Below are 20,117 nucleotides of genomic sequence, written 5' to 3'. Positions count from 1 at the left end.
TCGGGGCGCGATACTCGAACAGGCGGCACGCCATGACCACCAAGCTTTCCAGTACCTTGTCACCAGATACGCGATGAATTCTAATACAACTATGAATCTGAAATCAAAGTCGTATCATAATTCAATTTTGAGATGCTAAACTCAGCCGATGAAACGAATTCGCCTCACCCGGGAGCAAAGCCGTGATCAAACGCGTGAGCGTTTGCTGGACGCTGCACAAACTGTGTTTATGAAGAAGGGGTTTGTTGCCGCCAGCGTGGAAGACATTGCGGCGGCAGCGGGTTATACGCGCGGTGCGTTCTATTCGAACTTCGGCAGCAAGTCCGCTTTGTTTCTGGAGCTGCTCAAGCGCGATCACGATGTGATCATGCGCCGGCTGCATTCCATCTTCGATGGCGAAGCGAGCCGGGCCGACATGGAAGCCCGCCTGTTGCAGTATTACAGCGAGTGCTATCGCGACAACAAGTGTTTTTTGCTGTGGGTCGAAGCGAAATTGCAGTCAAGCCGCGATGCGAAATTCCGCGCGCAATTCAACGCATTCATCCGGGAATTGTTGCAGACGACGACCGCTTATATTGTCGCGTTTTCGGAGAGAGCGGGCACGCCGTTGCCCATGCCGGCTGAGCAGTTGGCGCTCGGGCTGACGGCGTTGATCGATGGAATGCAGTTTTTTTATACGTCGGATCCGCAGGCTTGCGGCAGCGAAATGTCCGAAGCCGTCCTAGCGAAGTTTTTCAGCCGCGTGGTGTTTGGATCCGACCTTGTCTGAGAGGGACGTTCGAACGAGACGCTCCTCAGATGGAGAGGCCCGATCCGCCGTTACTGCCTAGCAACTGTTCAACGGCGTCGGCGCTGGCATAGTCCTGCTCAGGCAAGCCATCGAACACGGCAATCACGTCGTTGCTCGCGCCTGCAGCGCGCGCCGCATCGACAATGCCATCCTTGTTGGTCGGAAACGTCAGATCACGCAAGACCTCTGCGATTTCATCATCGATTGGCTCGTCGTTCAGGTTGGCATTCGCGTGCGTATCGGTCATTGGTGCCCTTGGTTGTTCTTGGTGATCATCCGGCCAATCCTAGTTGCGCCATGCTGACGGCGCAACCTCACGTCTGCACTGCTATTACCTGACTCGCCACGCCGTGGCTGGGCGAACGCGACTTCGGTAATTCCACATGAGACCAGTGCGCGTGATCGAGTTCCTGTGCACGCACCTCCGGCGCAGGCGGCGAGACCGGCGGGGCATTGGCGCGAATGGCAAGCGCCGCGCGCATCCCCTCAGCCTGGCGAGCAGCGTAAATTGCCGCATCGTCCGTGTGGATTGGCGCGGCATAACACGACACGGATACCAGAACCATCAATAAAGCCGTTGAGGTTTTCATCGCTCAACCCTCCAGATACTTTGCACACAAGCTCACGCAAGCGGTACACAAGCAGCAAACACGAGGCCTTACGGAGAATATTAGCGAGGATTCGAGCAAACGCTATGCCAATCGAGCAGTGCTGTTTTTCAGCGCTTCATCTGATGAAAAGTGCTCGCCCGCCGAGCCTTGTATCAAACGGCGTTGACGCCCGTTCTTCGAGCGAAATCTAGGATAGGGTCGTAAGCGAGTGCTTCAGAGGGTGCTCTTTCACTGCCGCAAATTTGCACGCTTCGAGCAATTTCAGCGCGATGCCGGGTTTAAGCGGAAGTAAGCATCGAGAAGCGATGTTTTGTAGACAACGCCGAGCAGCACTGGCCGCGTCGGGCAATCGATGACCGGCAAACGCTCGCCCTGGAACGCCAGGAAATGCTGCAACGCTTCACCCAGCGACATGTTCGGTGTGAGCACATCGAAATGAGGTTGCAGATAATCTGCGGCGGTTTTGACGGCGGTGTCGCGCTCGTCGAGCAGATCGGACGTGATGTCCTTGAGCGCCACCACGCCACGAAACTGGCCGTCCGCATCAACGACGTAAAGGTACTTCACCGGATATTCGAGGAACACCCGCGTCATGGCCTTCACGTCGGCATCCAACGGGACCACCGTGTCGGCCGGTTTCACCAGCTCGCGCATCTGCGTCGCGGCCAGCCGCGAGCGCTCTTTTTCGTCGCGGTTGCGCCGCAGCGTGACCTCGTACATTGACGTCTGCGCCGATGCCCGCGCGATGAAAAACGCCACTACGCACGACAGCATCAGCGGAAGCATGACCTGATAGCTCAGCGTCATTTCGAAGATCATCAGAATCGCCATCAACGGCGCGTGCGTGGCTGCAGCGAGGAACGCGCCCATGCCGACCATCGCGTAGGCAAACGGCGCGGACGTGGAGTCCGGCCAGATCGTGTGTGCCGCCAGCCCGAACAGGCAGCCGACCACTGCGCCGACGAAGAGAGTCGGCGTAAAGATCCCGCCGACCGCACCGGAACCCGCGGTCGCGGCAGTCGCGACGATCTTGAAGAACAGCACCGCGGCCAGCGCTTCCCAAGTCCAGGAATGATGCAGGATTGAGTTGACGACTTCATAGCCGTTGCCCCAGACCTCCGGGAACCAGATCGAGATCACGCCGACAATCAGGCCGCCGAATCCGAGCCGGATTGGCAACGGCATGGGCAGCTTGGCGAAGCGTTGTTTCGATGCAGCCAGCAGGCGCAGGAAATACGGCGCCAGCACGCCACAGAGCAATCCAAGCACGACGAACAGCAGCACTTCGACGCCGGTGACCGTTGGAAACACCGGCATTTCGTAAGGCGGCCGGTAGCCGGCGAACTCGCGCATGGTGATGTTTGCGACCACCGACGACACCACGATCGGCCCGAAGCTTTCCATGGCCATGGAGCCGAGCACGAGCTCGGTCACGAAGAACGCGCCGGCGATAGGCGCGTTGTACGCCGACGTGATCCCGGCCGCCGCACCGCAGGCGACGAGCAGGCGCAGCCGCGGTGGACTGAAGTGAACCCAACGGCCGATTGCCGACGCGCACAGGGCTGCGAGCTGCACCATCGAACCTTCGCGCCCGATGGAGCCGCCGCTGGCGATGGTGAACAGCGACGAAATGCTGCGCCACAGACTTTGCCAGACCGGCACGACGCCGTCGCCTATGGTCACTGCTTCCATGTAGTCGGCATTCGCCTGACCCGTGGAACGACGCCGGGCGACTAGCAAGCAGAGGCCCGCGACCAATCCGCCTGCTGTTGGCAGCGCCACCCGCACGGGCCACGGCAGGCTCTTGGCCATTTCGACAAAGTTGCCGTGGTCCCCGCCAAAAAGCCGCTGCATTTCGTCGATACCAATGCGAAACGCCGCCGTCGCAAATGCGCCGGCGACGCCGACAATCACGGCCCACACGAGCATGGAGCTGGATTCGGAGAAGCGGAACCGGATCTGTGCCCGGGTGCGTAGCTTGAGGAGGAATGAAAGCACGTGAGCTTGAATGTCGGAGCGGGTCGAGGCCAATGGCGCGGGGCAAGGATATCACCCGCGGGGGCCGGGGGCAGTGCTCCGATGGACGCATGCATACAGATTTGCCTGGGGCGCCCGTGGGTTATCGGCGTAACAGGCGAAGTCCGTTGGCAACGACCAGCAAGCTTGCCCCTACGTCGGCGAGAACGGCCATCCACAAGGTCCCCGCACCCGTCAGCGCGAGCACAAAAAATATCGCCTTGATCCCTAGCGCCAACACGATGTTTTGTATCAAAACCGCATGCGTCGCCTTCGAGAGCCGGATGAAAGCCGGGATCTTGCGAAGGTCGTCGTCCATCAACGCGACGTCAGCGGTTTCAATGGCGGTATCCGCGCCCATTGCACCCATCGCAAAGCCGATGTTGGCACGGGCGAGGGCCGGGGCGTCGTTGATCCCATCGCCGACCATGCCTACTACCGCGCCGTCCGCCGCTAGTTCTGCTACAGCAGTGAGCTTGTCCTCGGGCAGCTGATCGCCACGGGCTTCATCGATACCCACGGCTGCCGCTATGGCGGCCGCCGTATGCGAATTGTCGCCGCTCAGCATCACGGTGCGAACGCCGAGCGCATGCAGGTTGGCGATCGCGGCGCGGCTCGTTTCCTTGACCGTGTCCGCGACGGCGAACAACGCCAGTACGCCTGCTTCGCCGATCAACAGGACGACGGTTTTACCCTCGCGTTCCAGGGTGTCGAGCCGGGCTTCAAGGGTTGCGGAACAACGCCCGAGCTCTTCAACCAGACGATGATTGCCAAGCGAGTAGGGTTTCCCGCCGATTGTTCCCTGCACGCCGCGTCCGGGCAATGCCTCGAATTCATCGACGGGTAAATGCGCGATGTTGTCCGCGTTGGCGGCACGTGCCAGCGCTTGGGAAACTGGATGATCCGAACGGCCGGCGAGGCTGGCTGCAAGCTGCCGGCATCGGTCAATGTCGATATCGGCCACGGCTTCCACGTGGGTTTGAGCCGGCGTTCCGTGTGTGATCGTGCCGGTCTTGTCGAGCGCGAGCCACCTCAGCTTGCGACCCAGTTCGAGGTAAGAACCACCTTTGATCAGAATGCCTTTTCGCGCCGCCGCGGTGAGACCGCTGACGATAGTCACGGGCGTCGAGATCACCAGCGCGCACGGGCAGGCAATCACCAGCAGCACCAGCGCCTTGTAGATCCAGTCGTGCCAGACGCCGCCAGCCAGGAGCGGCGGCAGGACCGCGACAGCCACCGCGAGCGCAAATACAACCGGCGTATAAATACGCGCGAACTGGTCGACGAAGCGTTGCGTCGGCGCCTTGGAACCTTGCGCCTCCGACACCGCGTGAATGATGCGGGCGAGCGTTGTATCGCTGGCGATTGCCGTCACGCGATATTCGATAGAACCGGATCCGTTGATGGTGCCCGCGAACACGGCGTCGCCCGGTGCCTTGTCGACCGGCAGGCTTTCGCCCGTGATGGGCGCCTGGTTCACCGTGGTGCGCCCAGCGTTCACTTTGCCGTCGAGTCCGATCCGTTCGCCGGGTTTGAGGCGCACGATTGAGTTTATCGATACCGATTTCGCGTCCACGTCATGCCACGTGCCGTTGGATTTCTTGACGGTCGCGCGCTCGGGCGCGAGCTGCATCAGCTTTTGAACGGCGTTGCGCGCGCGGTCGAGCGACTTCGCTTCGATCAGCTCAGCCACGCTGAAGAGGACCATGACCATGGCTGCCTCGGGCCACTGGCCGAGCACCAATGCACCCGTGACGGCGATACTCATGAGCGCGTTGATGTTGAGATTGCCGTTGCGGATCGCGACCCAGCCCTTTTTATAGGTTCCAAGGCCGCCGGCAATGACGGCGAGCACCGCAAGTAACGCCGCGATCCAGCCGGGGAACGCCGCAAAGCTTGCTATCTCCGATGCAACCGCCGCTGCGCAAGCCAGTGCGAGCGGCCAGTGAGCGCTTTTCCTGGCGACGCCTGCGGTTTCACTTTGCGCGACTGTTTCGGGCAATTCAGCGGTGAAACCGAGCGATCGAATGGCCTGCGCAATCGCCTCGCGCTCGAGCGGCGAGTGGTCCACGGTCAGCAAGCGTTGCATCAGGTTGAACTGCACGGTTTGCACGGATGGCATGGACGAAAGCTTCTTGCGGATCAACGCTTCTTCCGTCGGGCAATCCATTTGCGCGATGAGATACACGGTGCGTTCGGCGCCGTCCAAAGGCTTTTGAGGAGCGGGAGCAGTGGCTTTAGCCTCGGCGTGGGAATGTGGATGCGCGTGGTCCGAAGGATGGCCATGGCCATGGCAGCACGGCGCGCTGGCCGGGGTTTCATCGACCGTGTTGTTCGCTTCGTTGGGTAGGGACATCATGGCTTCCTGAGGGGATCTATGGTCTAGTAGAAGCCCTGAAGTCACTTCAAGGTCAAGCGTTGGCCGGGAGCATGTGCAATGAAAATCGGCGAACTGGCGAAAATGGCTCAGTGCACGACTGAAACCATCCGCTTTTACGAAAAAGAAGGCTTGATGCCGGAAGCCAGCCGGACGGATTCCAATTACCGGAACTACACGGAGGCGCACGCGGAACGGTTGCGGTTCATCCGCAATTGCCGTGCACTGGATATGACACATGAGGAGATTCGCCATCTGCTCAGCGCAACCGATGCGCCCGGCGAACCGTGCGGCTCGATCAATTCACTCGTCGATGAACACATTCTTCATGTGGACAGGCGAATCGAGGAATTGACGCAACTCAAGGCGCAACTGGTGGCGTTGAGGGGCCAATGCACGACGGAAGAATCAGCGACGGACTGCGGCATCGTCCAAGCGCTTTCTACGAACGATGTTGCGCCCGCACGCGAGAAGCGGACGCATTTGGGCTGAGAGAGAAAGCGGGGCGGGTTCCGAAAACCCGGCCTCGTCACATCAAAGCCGGGCTGTCCTCTACGTCAAACTACCCAATCACCACTTCGGCGAAAACGGCGGCTTCGCGTTTCGCTGGCCTTCGTCCAGCGCATCGATCTTCGCAATATCGTCGGCGTCCAGCCTCACCTTTTGCGAGTCCCAGTTCAGTTCCTGGTGTTCCGGGTTCGTCGATGCCGACAACACCACGATATCGCGCGACAGCAGCCATGCGAACGTCACCTGAGCGGGTGTCACGCCGTGTTTCTTCGCGATGGCAACCAACGTGGGATCCTTGTGCGCACGGCCTTCGCCCAGCGGCATATACGCGGTCACCTTCACGCCGAGCCTTTGCGTTGCCTCGACCAGCTTGCGGTTCGCGAGGAATGGGCTGATTTCGAACTGGTTCGTCACAATGCCCTCGCCGCCGGGCGCGTTCAACGCTTCCTCGAGCAACGGCGCAGTGAAGTTCGACACGCCGAAATGCCGGATCAACTGCTGCTTCTGCGCGTCCTGAAAGCCCGCGATCGATTCGGCGATTGGCACCACGCTATCGGGCGACGGCCAATGAACCAGCGCGAGATCGATCGTACCGATGTTCAGTTTTTTGTGGCTTTCCACCAGGCTTTTAACCACATCTTCACGACGCAGCCGGTCGTGCCAGACCTTTGTCGTAATCCAGATATCCTCGCGCGGCACGGTTGAGTCGCGCACGCCTTTACCGACGGCTTCTTCGTTCTTGTAGAGCTGCGCGGTATCGATATGGTGGTATCCAAGCTGCAGCGCGCTCGTGACAGACCTGGCGGTTTTCTCCGCATCTACGCGAAAGGTGCCGAGTCCGAAGGAGGGAATGGTTTCGATCATCTGATACTCCTTTTGATTACGTTTATCCGATACAGGCCGGCTGGGTCAGGAATTCTAGGCATCCTGATCCAGTTCCGGGTAATGGCGGAAGATGCCGGATTCGTTGAATGAAATCCTGCGTTCCGAATCCACATAAGCTGCGATATTCGGTCGTTCAAGCACGGCATCGTGTAATGCCGCGACGCGCGGATACAGGCTGCCGAATTTTTTCGTCGCCCGGGGAAAGGCGTAGTACAGGCCGTCGACAAGTTGAAATATCGACAGATCCACGTACGTGGTCGTGTTGCCGATTATCTGCGTATCGCCGTGAGGATTCTGCGCAAGCACGCGCTCGAAATAGCCGATGAACTTCGGAACCCGGCTTTCGATGAAGTCCTTCGAGCGCTTCTTCGCTGCGTCCTTCTGGTCTTCGTAATACTGGCCGCTCGCAAGCGGATGGTGAGTGTCGTGGACTTCGGTCACCATGTCCGCGATTGTCAGTTGCAAGCCGTGCGCGACATAACGCAGGCCTTCGTCCTTCGGCGCGAGACCGAGCTTCGGCCCCAGGTATTGCAGGATGTTCGCCACGTGCGGCACGATCAGTTCGCCATCCTTCAGGAATGGCGGGGCGAACGGGATATGTGGCTCCGTCTTGCTGTTCATGATCTTCATCATGGCGCCGGTGCCTTGTCCGTCCTTCTTCGCGCCGCGTGCAATGTCCACGTAATCCGCGCCCGCGTCTTCCAGCGCGAGCCGGACGAATTCGCCGCGGCCTTGAAGACCATCCCAGTAATACAGTTCGTAGGCCATCGGCCATATCCTCGCGGTGTGATCGCTGGAAACCCAAAGACAAGAGGGTAGCAACACGCGTGCCGTTGCGCTTGGATTGCACTTGGACGTCGCACTCGTAAGCTCGCTGAAAAGCAAAACCCCGCACGGGCGGCGGGCTTCTGCGGGGCTTCTGTGTTCTTGCAAGCGGTACCGCTACGAACCTTACCCGAGCAGGCGCTCGACGCCCATGGTTATCGCAAGTCCTCCCCCGATCAGCCAGGCGTAGACGATGGCGCCGGTTACGAGCGCACGCGGTCCTGCCTGGCGGATCTGCGCGATCCGCGTTTCAATGCCCAGTGCGGTCATCGCCATGGTCAACGCGAAGGTGTCGAGCGTGTTCAGCGTGTGCGTAGCGGTATCAGGCAAAACGTGCAAGGAATTCACGATCACGAGCGCAAGGAAGCCGAGCGCAAACCAGGGAATTGCGAGCTTGCGCTTCGTGCCATCGGCGGCTCCGCGCGAGCGGTTCACCCACATGCCGATCACGAGCAGCACCGGCACGAGCAGCATCACGCGCGTCATTTTCACGATGGTCGCGATATGCGTCGCTTCCGGGCTCACATTGCTGGCCGCGCCGACCACCTGCGCCACTTCGTGAATCGTGCCGCCGAAAAACAGCCCGACGCCCAGCGTATCGAGATGCAGCCAGCCGAGGTGCAATGCGAGCGGATAGAGGAACATGGAAAGCGTGCCGAACAGCACGACACTTCCGACCGCCATCGCGCTCTTATGCGGCTCGGATTGCAAGGTGGATTCGAACGCGAGGACCGCCGCGGCGCCGCAGATTGCGCTGCCGGCGGCGGTCAGCAAAGCCGTATCGCGGTCGAGTTTCATCAGTTTCATGCCCGCCCATGTGCCGATGGCGAGCGTGCTCACCACCACCAGCACCGACACCGTCAGTCCCGGCAGCCCGACTTGCGCGATTTCTTGCAGGCTGACACGCAGCCCGAAGAACCCGACTGCGATGCGCAGCAGCTTGCGAGCCGAAAAATTCACCCCCGACGCCCAGCTTTCCGGCATGCCGTCGCGCAGCGCGTTGCCGTAGATAGCTCCCGCGACAATGCCGACGATCAGCGGACTGAGCCCCAGATTCGAGACGAAGGGCAGCGCCGCCAGTTGCGTGACGGCGGCGGCGAACATCGCGACGAACAAGATGCCGTTCAGGTGACCGCGCGTTTGACCGACTGGAGCGGCGGCGGGAGCGGAACGAGATGCGACTGGGGTAGCGAGGGAATTCACGGTTTTTTCCGTTTTGGTTCGATGTTCTAATCCTAATATTGATATATCGATATGAAAAATCGTCATTTAGGATGTAAACTATCCACTTAGCCGATAGTTATGCCCAAATGACCCCAGACCAGCTTATAACCTTCGCCACCGTCGCCGAGCATTCCAATATCAGCCGGGCAGCACTCGCGCTGCATTTGTCGCAGCCGGCTGTCTCGGGGCAGTTGCGCCAGTTACAGGACGAATTCGGCGAGCCGCTGTATCAGCGCGAGGGTCGCGGAATTCGGCTGACCGCCGCCGGCGAACAGCTCGCGGTTTATGCGACGCGAATCCGGGAGACGGTGGGCCAAGCGCGCGCGTACCGGAATGCGCTGCGGGGGCTCGAGCGCGGCACGCTGAGGATTGGCGCGAGCACGACGCCGGCGAGTTACCTGTTGCCTTATCTGATTGCGGAGTTTCATCGGCAGCATCCGGATGTGACGGTTCACACGATCAACGGGAATACGACGGAAATCGTCGCGACGCTGGGTTCGCTGGATATCGCGATGATCGAAGGGCCGGTGGGCGCGGATTTGCCGCCGGGAACCGAAGTCACGGCGTGGCGCGAGGACGAAATCGTGGCAATTGCGCCGAGTGGACATCCGCTGGCGGCTATTGCCGGCGGGGTGACTCTGGAAGCGGTGTGCGCTCATTCGCTGGTCTTGCGCGAGGGCGGATCCGGCGTGCGCCAGTTGGTCGAGCGCGCATGCGCCCGGGCCGGTGCGCAGATGCGCGTTGCACTGGAAATCGCGGGCGTGGAGGGCGTGAAGGAAGCGGTGCGGGCGGGGATGGGAATTGGTTTTGTGTCGGCGATGTCGATGCGCCATGAGGACGGCGCGCTGCAGCGCTTGCGAATTGCGCCGGAGCCGCTGACGCGACGGTTTTCGATCCTGATGCCGCACGGGGCGGCGGCGTCGCGGGCGGCGGGGAGGTTTTATGCGCTGTGCGTGGAGGAGGGGGCTGGGAAGTGAATTTGTATCGAGCCCTTGGTTTTGCAAAACCTCAAAGGGCGTGTGAAAAATCAAGTCTCAGCGTCGTGCATGCTCAACCCATCCTGCAATGCATACCGCACTTCCTCGATAACGGTTTCCCAATCGCCTAGTTGATGCTGACGAAATAGTCGCATCGACGGATACCACGGGCTATCTGTTCTATCGACTAGCCATCGCCATTCAGTGTTAGCGGCGACGAACGTCCAGACGGGTAGTGCAGCGGCGCCGGCAAGATGCGCCACTGACGTGTCTACTGTAATGAGTAAATCAAGTGAATGGAGTATGGCCAGCGTATCGGTGAAGTCGTCGATAGCCGGACCTAAGTTGTGCAGTTCGAATTCATTCGACAGCGATTCGCTCTCGTATTCCCGGTCGCCCTTTTGTACAGAAAACCAGGTTATATCGGTGAGCGCAAATAGCGGCCTCAATGTATCAAGCCGGATAGAGCGAAAACGGTCAAGCGGGTGAGCAGAGTTACCCGCCCACACAATCCCGACGCGTCTATTCTTTACCCGCCTTGCGGGCGGCGACATGCCATCAATGCGAGTTTTCCAATGGCGCTGTTTATCCCGTGTTGCTGAGAGATAAGGCATTGCAACAGGCAGCATCTGCAAATCAAGCTTCACATGCTCCGGCATTCTTAGCATGTGGCACCAGTAGGTATAGGGGCCAGGCGGCATCGTGGTGAATACCGCCCTCACGCTATCCATGCTGGCTGCCAAGCCCGCTATCGGCTCACTCACCAGCACATCAACCGTTGCTCCTTGCCAAACTAACCAATTGGCGAATCTCAGGAACTGTATTTGATCGCCGCATCCCTGTTCGCCGACAAGCAGGAACTGGCAGCCCGCGACAGGCTCGCCATTCCACTCAGGAAATGTGGGGCTAGTCCGTTGGTGCGCGGCGCCGGGAATTTCATAGAACCATCGATAACGCTTCCAGCCTTCGTCATATTCACCGAGTGCGAGCTGCACCCCTGCTAAGTGAAATTGCATATACGGGTTGTCGGGCAAGAGCCGCGCGGCTTCCATACTGTACGGCCGACTTTCGATGGTCCTGCCACGAATGCCCAACGAGCGCGCTGCATTGTGATGTAGCAAAGGATGCGTCGGATCAACGGTTAGTCCCTGTCTCGCGACACTGCACGCTTCCGCGAATCGATCGTTTGTGTTCAAGACGAATGCGAGTGACTTGAGCGCGTTGGCATTATCGGCAAATCGCGTTCTCAAGTCCGTGACGGCTTCTTCAAGCTGGCTGATAAGGTTGCTTTTCGATAGAGCGGCGATGAGATCAAGGCCTTCTTGGAGGGTGTCCTGCTCAAGCATCATTTTCTGTTTGTCAGTAGTGCATGAAGATCTGCCCCGGTGACCCATATGAGGGGTCACTGAGGGGAGTAGTTGCAACGGGCTATTGCTCGTAAGTAGCGGTGAGCTTCGCCGATTCGAGGTCAGTTGTCCCGCTGACGATAACGAAATAGGGGCCTGGAACTGGATTGGTAACTTTACAGACCGCAGGGTGATTATTCCCCATACCTGATTGGCAATACGGCGCGATCGGAGTTGGCGACCGGGCGAGAAAGAGCCATGCTCCGTCGTTCGCTCTCCCTTGAACAAGGTTGACCGTCATGCTCTTTAGCCCAGTTGGGATATCGAGTTGGAGATAACGCATCTCATAAGAAGGCAATGAGACAAGATACGGTATATCAAAATCTAAGGAGAAGACGGTCGGGGCAACCACTGAAACCGCACGAGTCAGTGTACTAGTGGTGCCATTGCTATCCGTGACTTTTAATCGAATTAGATATTCGCCAGCGTCTTCGTAGTTCGCGTAGGGGTCGACGGAGTTTGAGTATGTCCGATTAGCTTGATCTTCTCTGAATTCTTTGTAGAAATTCCAGACCCATGAGCAGATAGGCGCCCCCCCTCTGGATGTAGACAAGTCTTTGCATTTCACTTGCATTATGTTGACAGCTTGCGAGCACGCGAAATCTGCCGCGATAGGGATGTTTCCGGACTTTGCAGCAGCGACCGTTGCCGTTGCATCGACAATTCCTTGCCCGATAGGATTATTCGGCGTGTTAGGAGCAAACGGCTGTACGTTTTGCTGGATCAAAGTCCGCATTTCCGCGTAAGTCAACGGTGTCGGAGCTACTGACTGCGCGAGCGCGACAACGCCGCTTACGAATGGGGCGGCCATCGACGTACCGGTCAAGTATCGATACCCTTCGGCGCCAGGTGTAGACGTTCCGTCGTTGTACGTGGACAAGATTGAGGTGCTGGGTGCTGCAACATCAACCGCGGGTCCGTAGTTCGAGTAACCGTAATTGGTGCCATCTGGAGCACTCCCGCCAACACTGATCACATTACGACAGTTGGCAGGCTGAAAGTACGCCGCGTCGACACCATTGTTTCCTGCTGCTACGACTACTACCGCCCCTTCGCTAGTCGCGTAGTCGATTGCACTCTGCATTGTTTTATCGCAGTCCCCGAGACCGCCCAAGCTCAAATTAATGACCTTCGCACGATGCGCAGTCACCGGCGTATTAGGGACACTTCCGCCCGCTGCCCAAGTAATGCCGTCTGCAATGCTGGACATGAAGCCTTTACCGCATGCATTCAATACTCGAACTGGCACAACCTTAGCGGCCGGCGCTACCCCTGCAATACCAACGCTGTTATTTGTTAACGCGGCAGCGATGCCCGCGACGTGCGTCCCGTGCCATGTGACCGAACAGGTTTCGGTTGTGATGCCTGGATCACTGCCATTGCCCCCATTATTGTCAGGGGTGAAGTCGTATCCGGACAGGATATTAAGATTGAGATCGCTGTGGTTTGTAACGCCGCTGTCCACAATCGCAATTACGGATCCCGAACCCTTAGTCATGTCCCAAGCATCCTCAACGCGAATTCCTGCAGTTTTCGTTCCCGGCTTCAGATTTGAAGTTAGTCCCATTGATTTATGTATTCAGGATCGTTTGGAACCATTTGCGCCGACATTATCACGTCGGGTTCTACATACTCAACGTCGGGGTCTGCGGCAATAACCCGCATGAATGCTTTCGCTTCATTCGCATTCAGCTTTCGATCGGTCGTCACAACATCAGCTCCGATACCCATGCGACGCAGATGGCGTGCCTTTGCAGGGAAGGTGCCACGCTGCCGATCAAATTTCGACTGGATCGTCGAGGGAGCTTTCCGTTCGGTCGTCCCGTCTTTGTATTTGACGATGAAACGGTCTGTCAACGAGTCCGGAGCAATGCTGCTTTCGTTTATCGCTGACGACATTTGCGCGGAGTCCATGCTCGAACCGTTGGCGCTGGCTGCAAGTTTGTCCAGTTTCGGTGCCGTTGCGGAATCCGTTTCAACGCCTCCGTTTCCACCACATGCCGCTAGAGCGATTAACACGAATACACCGGCTGCGCTGGCAATCCAGCGGCGCCCTTTAGGTCGTCGCAGCAGAGAGATGCCGGTGGCTTGTTCTGGATAGTTTTTTTGTCCCTGCTTTTTCATATTTTTATACCTTGCACTACTACTAAGTGGGGCGCTTTTGGTATTCGCGAGCGCGATCTGGGGTGTCAACCTTTTGCGCTATGTCAGCGCGGGTCATGTTTAGCGATCTCGCTTTATCGTTTAGTACTCCAATTAGATGCACATCGCTTTATTCAGCAATCCCATCGTAACCGGCCGGATTGTTGTCGCAGGTGAGGCGCAGACGTTGACAGGGATTCACAGCGTTAAGACGTCAGATAGCTTACGTTGCGTAATAAAGAAAGTAACCTTCTGCCGGCAAAATAGGATTTATCCTAGATCGTGTTGACTTGATGGAGAGCTATGTCAGTAGGCCTGACCGTCACGAGGAGAAAGCGTTCTTCTACGAGTCGTCGTCATAAAGTGAGGACAGCGGTATTGCTCGATGCGATGGGCGAGGGCTTGCTGAAATCTCGTGCTATTCGGCGGTTCATGATGGACGATTTTCTTTGAGGAGATCTCGCCTGGTTGGGAAACAGCTTTAGTGCCGTGCGTTCCTCAAGTTGTCGCTGCAAATTTTTCTTGTCTCTTTACTCGCAGCCAGATAGGTATGAAGTCATTGAACAAAGAGTGACACTTTGGGTTGGCGGATGAACACTCGCCTGTCAGACGCACGCGCGAGCAATCGCGGTTCATCTATTCTCTGTCCGACGTCACAGCTTGGGCCGGTGGCGAGCGCAATTCACGGCGGGGTATTGATTTCGGTCGATTTTTCGGTTCTTTATGGATCACGCGGCGTTCCGATAGCAGAGACCGCCGGGTGCTCCACGTTAATCTTCTGAGACCAAATTTAGGAGTCGTTTCGGTGCAAACGACGCGGATACCGCTTTCTTAGGGATTTCCAGAATAGCGCCTCTCAAACCCCCGGCGCATCATGCGAAATTATCCGGACGCATCACGCGTCTTTTTTGAAATTCGTTCTTGGAACCGGTTCCATTAGCCGGTTAAAGGCAAATTCCACTGTGGAATACGGCAATTCTGGAAATCTGATCAAAAACACCCGGGCGAATGCGACCGTCCCTGTCGTTATCGTGGCGAGCGCATTTGGCGCGGAAACGATCCGCCGCGACGGCCATGCAGCCTGGGCGGAAGTGGCGGCAAAAGCCGGCGCGGCTGGTTTCGAAGTCCGCCGCGAATTGTTCTCTTATAAGGCTCAATCCCAGCCCGCTTCCCTGTATGAACTCGGTCAGCGGATCCGTACGGCCGGCATCTGGCCCGTTTATTCCACCCCCGCGACGCTTTTCGACGATACCGGCGCCCTCGATGAATCCGCGATGGAGCAAACCCTGGACGAAGCCGCTGCGCTCGATGCGCGTATCGTCAAATTCCAGCTCGGCGGGTCAGAAAGCGCCGGCACGGCGACGGATCCCTCGACGCTCGATCGCCTGATTAGCGGCATCCGAAATTCCACCGCGCAGGTTGTCGTCGAAAACGGTCAAATGAAAGCGGGCGGCACAATCGATGCGTTCTCCACGTTGTTCGAGGCGCTGGACACTCGCTCGCACACGCTCTCTATGACTTTCGATACCGGCAACTGGCGCTGGGCGCAACAAGATCCGCTCGAAGCAGCGAGGCGCCTGACCAAATTCGTGGGCTACGTGCATTGCAAGGCGGTGCAGGGCGAAGGCGCCCGGCGTTTCGCAACGGCGCCCGCAACCGACGATGCGCACTTCGCCGAATTGCTGGCTTGTCTGCCGGCCGGCGTTGCGCGCGGCATCGAATTTCCATTCGATCAGGACAATCTCGCCGCCGATGCTGCGCGCTACGTCAAACAACTCGAATCGGCCTGAAATCGGCCTGAAAATCAGCTGCATATCCCATCAATGAATGACGAAGGACCGCTTATGAAAACCTCTCTCGATGTCGTGACCTACGGCGAAGCCATGACGATGTTCGTCGCCGTCGAGACCGGCGATCTCGCGAAGGTCGGCCAGTTCATCAAGCGCGTGGCCGGCGCGGACCTGAACGTTGCGATCGGTTTGTCGCGACTCGGTTTCAAGGTCGGCTGGATGAGCCGTGTGGGTAAGGATTCGTTCGGCCGATACGTGCTCGATGTGCTCGCGCAGGAAGGCATCGACGCGGGTTGCGTCACCATCGACGACCGTTATCCGACCGCTTTCCAGCTCAAATCGAAGAATGACGACGGCAGCGATCCGGCGATCGAATACTTTCGCAAAGGGTCAGCGGCGAGCCATATGTCGCTGGACGACTACGTAGCCGATTACGTGCTGGGCGCTCGCCATTTGCATCTGACGGGCGTCGCGCCGGCCATTTCGGCGAGCTCACGTGAACTTGGTTTTCACATGGCGCGCGAGATGCGCAAGGCCGGCAAGACCATCTCCTTCGATCCGAACCTGCGTCCCACGCTCTGGCCATCACAGGAAGCGATGGCGGAATCGCTGAACGCGCTGGCCGCGCTGGCGGACTGGGTGATGCCGGGTGTCAGCGAAGGCAAGATCCTGACGGGTTTCACGAAGCCTGAGGACATCGCGCGGTTCTATCTGGATCAAGGTGCGAAGGGCGTGGTGGTGAAGCTCGGGGCGCAAGGCGCGTACTTCCGGACCGTGGATAACGACGAAGGCACGGTGCCGGCGATCCCGGTGAAAAATGTCGTCGATACAGTCGGCGCCGGCGATGGTTTCGCCGTCGGCGTGGTGAGCGCGCTGCTGGAAGGGCGCGACGTGCGGCACGCGCTGACACGCGGCAACCGCATCGGCGCACTGGCGATCCAGGTAATCGGCGATAGCGAAGGTCTGCCGACCCGCAGCGAACTCGATGCGCTGGAACAAGCCAACGTCGCGGCAGCCAACGTCGCCTTATAAAGCCGCTTCATAGCCCCATCACAGAGCAAAAAGCCAAGGACGGAGACAATCATGCAATCAGCCAGTGTCAACACCAGTACAGCCAAGCTCGCGGTGCGCCGCTGGTGGACGATCATGCCGATCGTATTCATCACGTACAGCCTCGCGTATCTCGACCGTGCGAACTTCGGCTTTGCGTCGGCGGCCGGTATCAATCACGATCTCGGCATCAGCAAAGGGTTGGCGTCGCTGATCGGCGCATTGTTCTTCCTCGGCTATTTCTTCTTCCAGATTCCCGGCGCGATCTACGCCGAGCGTCGCAGTGTGAAGAAGCTCGTGTTCGTGAGCCTGATCCTGTGGGGCGGCTGCGCCGCGCTGACTGGCGTGGTCACCAACATCCCTTCGCTGATGGTGCTGCGATTCATGCTCGGTGTCGTGGAAGCGGCCGTGATGCCCGCGATGCTGATCTTCATCTCCAACTGGTTCACAAAATCCGAGCGATCGCGCGCCAACACCTTCCTGATCCTGGGCAATCCGGTGACGGTGCTGTGGATGTCGGTGGTATCGGGTTACCTGATCAACTCGTTCGGCTGGCGCCACATGTTCGTGGTCGAGGGCGCGCCGGCGATCATCTGGGCGGTGATCTGGTGGTTCATCGTGCAGGACAAGCCGGCGCAGGTTAAGTGGCTGTCCGAGCAGGAAAAACGCGATCTGGACAATACGCTGCGCGCGGAACAAGCGGCAATCAAACCGGTCAAGAACTATAGCGAGGCGTTCAAGTCGCCCGCGGTGATCAAGCTGTCCGCGCAGTATTTCTGCTGGAGCATCGGTGTATACGGCTTCGTGTTGTGGCTGCCGTCGATCCTCAAGAACGCTTCCACGTTCGGCATGGTCGAGACGGGCTGGCTGTCGGCCGTGCCGTATCTTGCTGCGACCATTGCGATGATTGCTGCCTCGTGGGCGTCCGACAAACTCGAGCGCCGCAAGTTGTTCGTATGGCCGTTCCTGCTGATCGGCGCATTCGCTTTCGCGGGATCGTACTTGCTTGGATCGACAAGTTTCTGGGGCTCCTATGCGCTGCTCGTGATCGCCGGTGCCGCCATGTACGCGCCTTACGGCCCGTTCTTCGCAATCGTGCCCGAGTTGTTGCCGAAGAACGTGGCGGGCGGCGCCATGGCGCTGATCAACAGCATGGGCGCGCTTGGATCGTTTGTCGGATCGTATGTGGTCGGGTACCTGAACGGCGCGACGGGGTCACCGGCAGCGTCGTATGTGTTCATGAGCGCTGCGCTGGTGGCAGCCGTGATACTGACGCTGATCGTGAAACCGCAGCCGATCGCAGCCGCCGCTAAACTGGCCACACGTGCTTGATACGCTAGAGACATTAGAGACACATAACCTTCTTGACTCCACAGGACCTGTTTCGATGAAAAAGAAAATCGTCGCGTATAAGCCATTGCCCGCGGACGTGCTTGCGTATCTGCAGGAACACGCGGATGTCACGACCGTTGACCCGAAGCAGCATGACGCGTTCGTCACGGCATTGAAAGAGGCCGATGGCGCGATCGGCGCAAGCGTGCAGATCACACCGGCCATGCTCGAAGGGGCGACGAAGCTCAAAGCACTAGCGACGGTTTCCGTGGGCTTCGATGCCTTCGATATCGCCGACCTGAACCGCCGCGGCATCGTGCTCACGAACACGCCGGACGTGCTGACGGAATCGACGGCGGATACAGTCTTCGCATTGATCCTCGCAAGCGCGCGCCGCGTGGTCGAATTGGCGGAGTGGGTGAAGGCAGGCAAGTGGACGAAGAGCATTGGCGAAGACTGTTTCGGTGTCGATGTCCAGGGCAAGACGCTCGGTATCATCGGGCTGGGGCGCATTGGCGGTGCGGTTGCGCGGCGTGCGTCGCTCGGTTTCCGGATGAATGTGCTGTACACGAACCGCAGCCCGAATGCGCAGGCTGAACGCGATTACGGCGCGAAGAAAGTCGAGCTCGACGAACTGCTGGCCACCTCGGACTTTGTGCTGTTGCAAGTCCCGTTGACCGCTGAAACGCGCAACCTGATCGGCGCTGAGCAACTGAAGAAGATGAAACGCAGCGCGATCCTGATCAACGCATCGCGCGGACCGACGGTGGATGAAGATGCGCTGATTCAAGCACTGCAGGACGGTACGATCCTCGGTGCAGGCCTCGATGTGTTTGTGAAAGAACCGCTGCCCGCCGACTCGCCATTGCTCAAGATGAAGAACGTGGTGGCGCTGCCGCATATCGGCTCGGCCACGCACGAAACCCGCCACGCGATGAATAAGAACGCTGCTGAGAATTTGATCGGTGCGCTGAATGGCACGCTGACGAACAACATGGTGAATCCGGAAGCATTGAGGCGCTGAGCGGCTTGATCGCCAAGCTTGCTGCAAAGGACTAAGCGCGCCGTGGCGCGCTTTGTTTTTATCGGATGTCGAACGAGAACATGGCAAGAGACAACTTTTCGAATGACCGGCGCGCGACCATCACTGACGTCGCGCGCGAAGCCGGCACCGGCAAGACCAGCATCTCGCGTTATCTGAACGGCGAGACGGGCGTGTTGTCGACGGAATTGCGCGAGCGCATAGAAGAGGCGATCGCGAAGCTCGATTACCGCCCGAACCAGATGGCACGCGGCCTCAAACGAGGGCGCAATCGGCTGGTCGGGATGCTGGTCGCGGACCTGACGAATCCTTACTCGGTTGAAGTGCTGCAGGGCGTGGAGGCGGCCTGTCACGCGTATGGTTATATGCCGCTGATCTGCCACGCGGCGAACGAGATTGATCTTGAACGGCGATACCTGCAACTGCTGAGCACCTATCGCGTGGAAGGCGTGATCGTGAATGCGCTTGGTGTGAAAGAAGAGACGCTGGAAACGCTCACTCGCGGCGGTGTGCCGGTCGTGCTGGTGGACCGCTCGGTGGAAGGGGTCATCACCGACATGGTCGGACTGGACAACATCGAAGCGGTGCGGATGGCGGTCCAGCATCTGGTGAATCAGGGTTTCGACGAACTGCTGTTTATCGTCCAGCCGTACGCGCAGGTCAGCTCGCGACGCGTGCGCGAAGCGGCATTTCGTGACACTATCGGCGCGCTCGGCGTTTCCGGAGCGTCAGGCGTATCAGACGTTTCAGGCGCCACGATCGTGCTCGATCTGGATAATGACGAAACCCTCGCCGAAATCGATGGGCGTATTGACGCCGCGCAACGGCGGAACCGCCGCGTAGCGCTGTTTGCGGCGAACGCGCCGGTAGCATTGCGTCTCGCGCTGCATCTGAAGGAGCGTCATGGCGCCGACTGGCAGCGACAAGTGGCGCTGATGAGTATCGATGACTCCGAGTGGGCCGAACTCGCCGGCATGACGACCGTGCGCCAGCCGACCTATACCATAGGCGAGCGCGCCGTCGAGTTCCTGCACGAGCGCATAGAAGGCGCGGTCGTGGCGCCGCGAGAATGCCTTCTGCCGGGCGAACTGGTCGTGCGGGCATCGACATCTGCACCAACACCACGCGGCAGTACATAGT

The 20,117-nt window shown here is 58.8% G+C and carries 18 protein-coding genes; 8 read left to right on the top strand and 10 right to left on the bottom strand.

Going from position 1 to position 20,117, the window contains the following annotated elements:
• The first annotated feature begins 148 nt into the window (after positions 1–148).
• The gene (locus FH08_RS0100180) at positions 149–769 is read left to right on the top strand and encodes a TetR/AcrR family transcriptional regulator (RefSeq protein WP_031356369.1); all 621 of its coding nucleotides are present in this window, start codon (positions 149–151) and stop codon (positions 767–769) included.
• Positions 770–794: 25 nt separating this feature from the next.
• Here FH08_RS0100180 and FH08_RS0100175 read toward each other — a convergent pair whose 3' ends face one another.
• From FH08_RS0100175 to FH08_RS0100160, 4 genes are all read right to left on the bottom strand, one after another.
• A complete protein-coding gene (locus tag FH08_RS0100175) occupies positions 795–1,037 on the bottom strand; it encodes a DUF2795 domain-containing protein (protein ID WP_031356368.1) in 243 nt (80 codons plus the stop codon).
• A gap of 67 nt (positions 1,038–1,104) precedes the next feature.
• Complete coding sequence (locus FH08_RS0100170) at positions 1,105–1,380, bottom strand: hypothetical protein (RefSeq protein WP_031356367.1); 276 nt, start codon at positions 1,378–1,380, stop codon at positions 1,105–1,107.
• A 282-nt stretch (positions 1,381–1,662) separates the two neighbouring features.
• Positions 1,663–3,399, bottom strand: a complete 1,737-nt coding sequence (locus FH08_RS0100165) for a ClcB-like voltage-gated chloride channel protein (RefSeq protein WP_031356366.1) — start codon at positions 3,397–3,399, stop codon at positions 1,663–1,665.
• Positions 3,400–3,520: 121 nt separating this feature from the next.
• Positions 3,521–5,773, bottom strand: coding sequence for a heavy metal translocating P-type ATPase (locus FH08_RS0100160; protein WP_235210238.1), 2,253 nt, complete (start codon positions 5,771–5,773; stop codon positions 3,521–3,523).
• Between the two features lie 81 nt (positions 5,774–5,854).
• Here FH08_RS0100160 and cadR point away from each other — a divergent pair, with 81 nt between their 5' ends.
• Entirely contained in the window at positions 5,855–6,286 is a 432-nt protein-coding gene (gene cadR, locus FH08_RS0100155; RefSeq protein WP_031356364.1) for a Cd(II)/Pb(II)-responsive transcriptional regulator, read from the top strand.
• Between the two features lie 78 nt (positions 6,287–6,364).
• On the opposite strand, the gene FH08_RS0100150 is transcribed toward cadR, so the two are convergent.
• From FH08_RS0100150 to FH08_RS0100140, 3 genes are all read right to left on the bottom strand, one after another.
• Complete coding sequence (locus FH08_RS0100150) at positions 6,365–7,168, bottom strand: aldo/keto reductase (protein ID WP_031356363.1); 804 nt, start codon at positions 7,166–7,168, stop codon at positions 6,365–6,367.
• A 54-nt stretch (positions 7,169–7,222) separates the two neighbouring features.
• Positions 7,223–7,957 (bottom strand): glutathione S-transferase family protein, encoded by a 735-nt coding sequence (locus FH08_RS0100145; protein ID WP_031356362.1) that lies wholly within the window; start codon positions 7,955–7,957, stop codon positions 7,223–7,225.
• A 183-nt stretch (positions 7,958–8,140) separates the two neighbouring features.
• Positions 8,141–9,217: a YeiH family protein gene (locus FH08_RS0100140; protein WP_031356361.1), complete on the bottom strand. Its 1,077-nt coding sequence runs from the start codon at positions 9,215–9,217 to the stop codon at positions 8,141–8,143.
• Between the two features lie 107 nt (positions 9,218–9,324).
• Between FH08_RS0100140 and FH08_RS0100135 the strand changes: the two genes are divergently transcribed.
• The gene (locus FH08_RS0100135) at positions 9,325–10,215 is read left to right on the top strand and encodes a LysR family transcriptional regulator (RefSeq protein WP_031356360.1); all 891 of its coding nucleotides are present in this window, start codon (positions 9,325–9,327) and stop codon (positions 10,213–10,215) included.
• Positions 10,216–10,265: 50 nt separating this feature from the next.
• On the opposite strand, the gene FH08_RS0100130 is transcribed toward FH08_RS0100135, so the two are convergent.
• From FH08_RS0100130 to FH08_RS49225, 3 genes are all read right to left on the bottom strand, one after another.
• Entirely contained in the window at positions 10,266–11,564 is a 1,299-nt protein-coding gene (locus FH08_RS0100130) for a tetratricopeptide repeat-containing glycosyltransferase family protein (RefSeq protein ID WP_051887574.1), read from the bottom strand.
• 79 nt (positions 11,565–11,643) lie between these two features.
• Entirely contained in the window at positions 11,644–13,119 is a 1,476-nt protein-coding gene (locus FH08_RS49230; protein WP_051887572.1) for a S8 family serine peptidase, read from the bottom strand.
• Positions 13,120–13,178: 59 nt separating this feature from the next.
• Complete coding sequence (locus FH08_RS49225) at positions 13,179–13,745, bottom strand: hypothetical protein (RefSeq protein WP_051887570.1); 567 nt, start codon at positions 13,743–13,745, stop codon at positions 13,179–13,181.
• 980 nt (positions 13,746–14,725) lie between these two features.
• On the opposite strand from FH08_RS49225, the gene FH08_RS0100120 reads away from it, so the two are divergent.
• The 5 genes from FH08_RS0100120 (at position 14,726) to FH08_RS0100100 (ending at position 20,116) form a co-directional block, all read left to right on the top strand.
• Positions 14,726–15,553 carry a sugar phosphate isomerase/epimerase family protein gene (locus FH08_RS0100120; protein WP_235210237.1) on the top strand — a complete coding sequence of 276 codons (828 nt, stop codon included), beginning with the start codon at positions 14,726–14,728 and terminating at the stop codon, positions 15,551–15,553.
• Between the two features lie 54 nt (positions 15,554–15,607).
• Entirely contained in the window at positions 15,608–16,585 is a 978-nt protein-coding gene (locus tag FH08_RS0100115; protein ID WP_031356357.1) for a sugar kinase, read from the top strand.
• A 51-nt stretch (positions 16,586–16,636) separates the two neighbouring features.
• Positions 16,637–17,935, top strand: a complete 1,299-nt coding sequence (locus FH08_RS0100110; protein ID WP_031356356.1) for an MFS transporter — start codon at positions 16,637–16,639, stop codon at positions 17,933–17,935.
• A gap of 55 nt (positions 17,936–17,990) precedes the next feature.
• Positions 17,991–18,959 (top strand): NAD(P)-dependent oxidoreductase, encoded by a 969-nt coding sequence (locus FH08_RS0100105; RefSeq protein WP_031356355.1) that lies wholly within the window; start codon positions 17,991–17,993, stop codon positions 18,957–18,959.
• An 80-nt stretch (positions 18,960–19,039) separates the two neighbouring features.
• On the top strand, positions 19,040–20,116 hold the full coding sequence (locus FH08_RS0100100; protein WP_152602691.1) for a LacI family DNA-binding transcriptional regulator: 1,077 nt from the start codon (positions 19,040–19,042) through the stop codon (positions 20,114–20,116).
• Position 20,117 lies beyond the last annotated feature (1 nt).

Source organism: Caballeronia sordidicola, from assembly GCF_000729995.1.
In the GTDB taxonomy this organism is placed as follows: Bacteria; Pseudomonadota; Gammaproteobacteria; order Burkholderiales; family Burkholderiaceae; genus Caballeronia; species Caballeronia sordidicola_A.
This window is presented reverse-complemented; position numbering and strand designations above follow the sequence as displayed.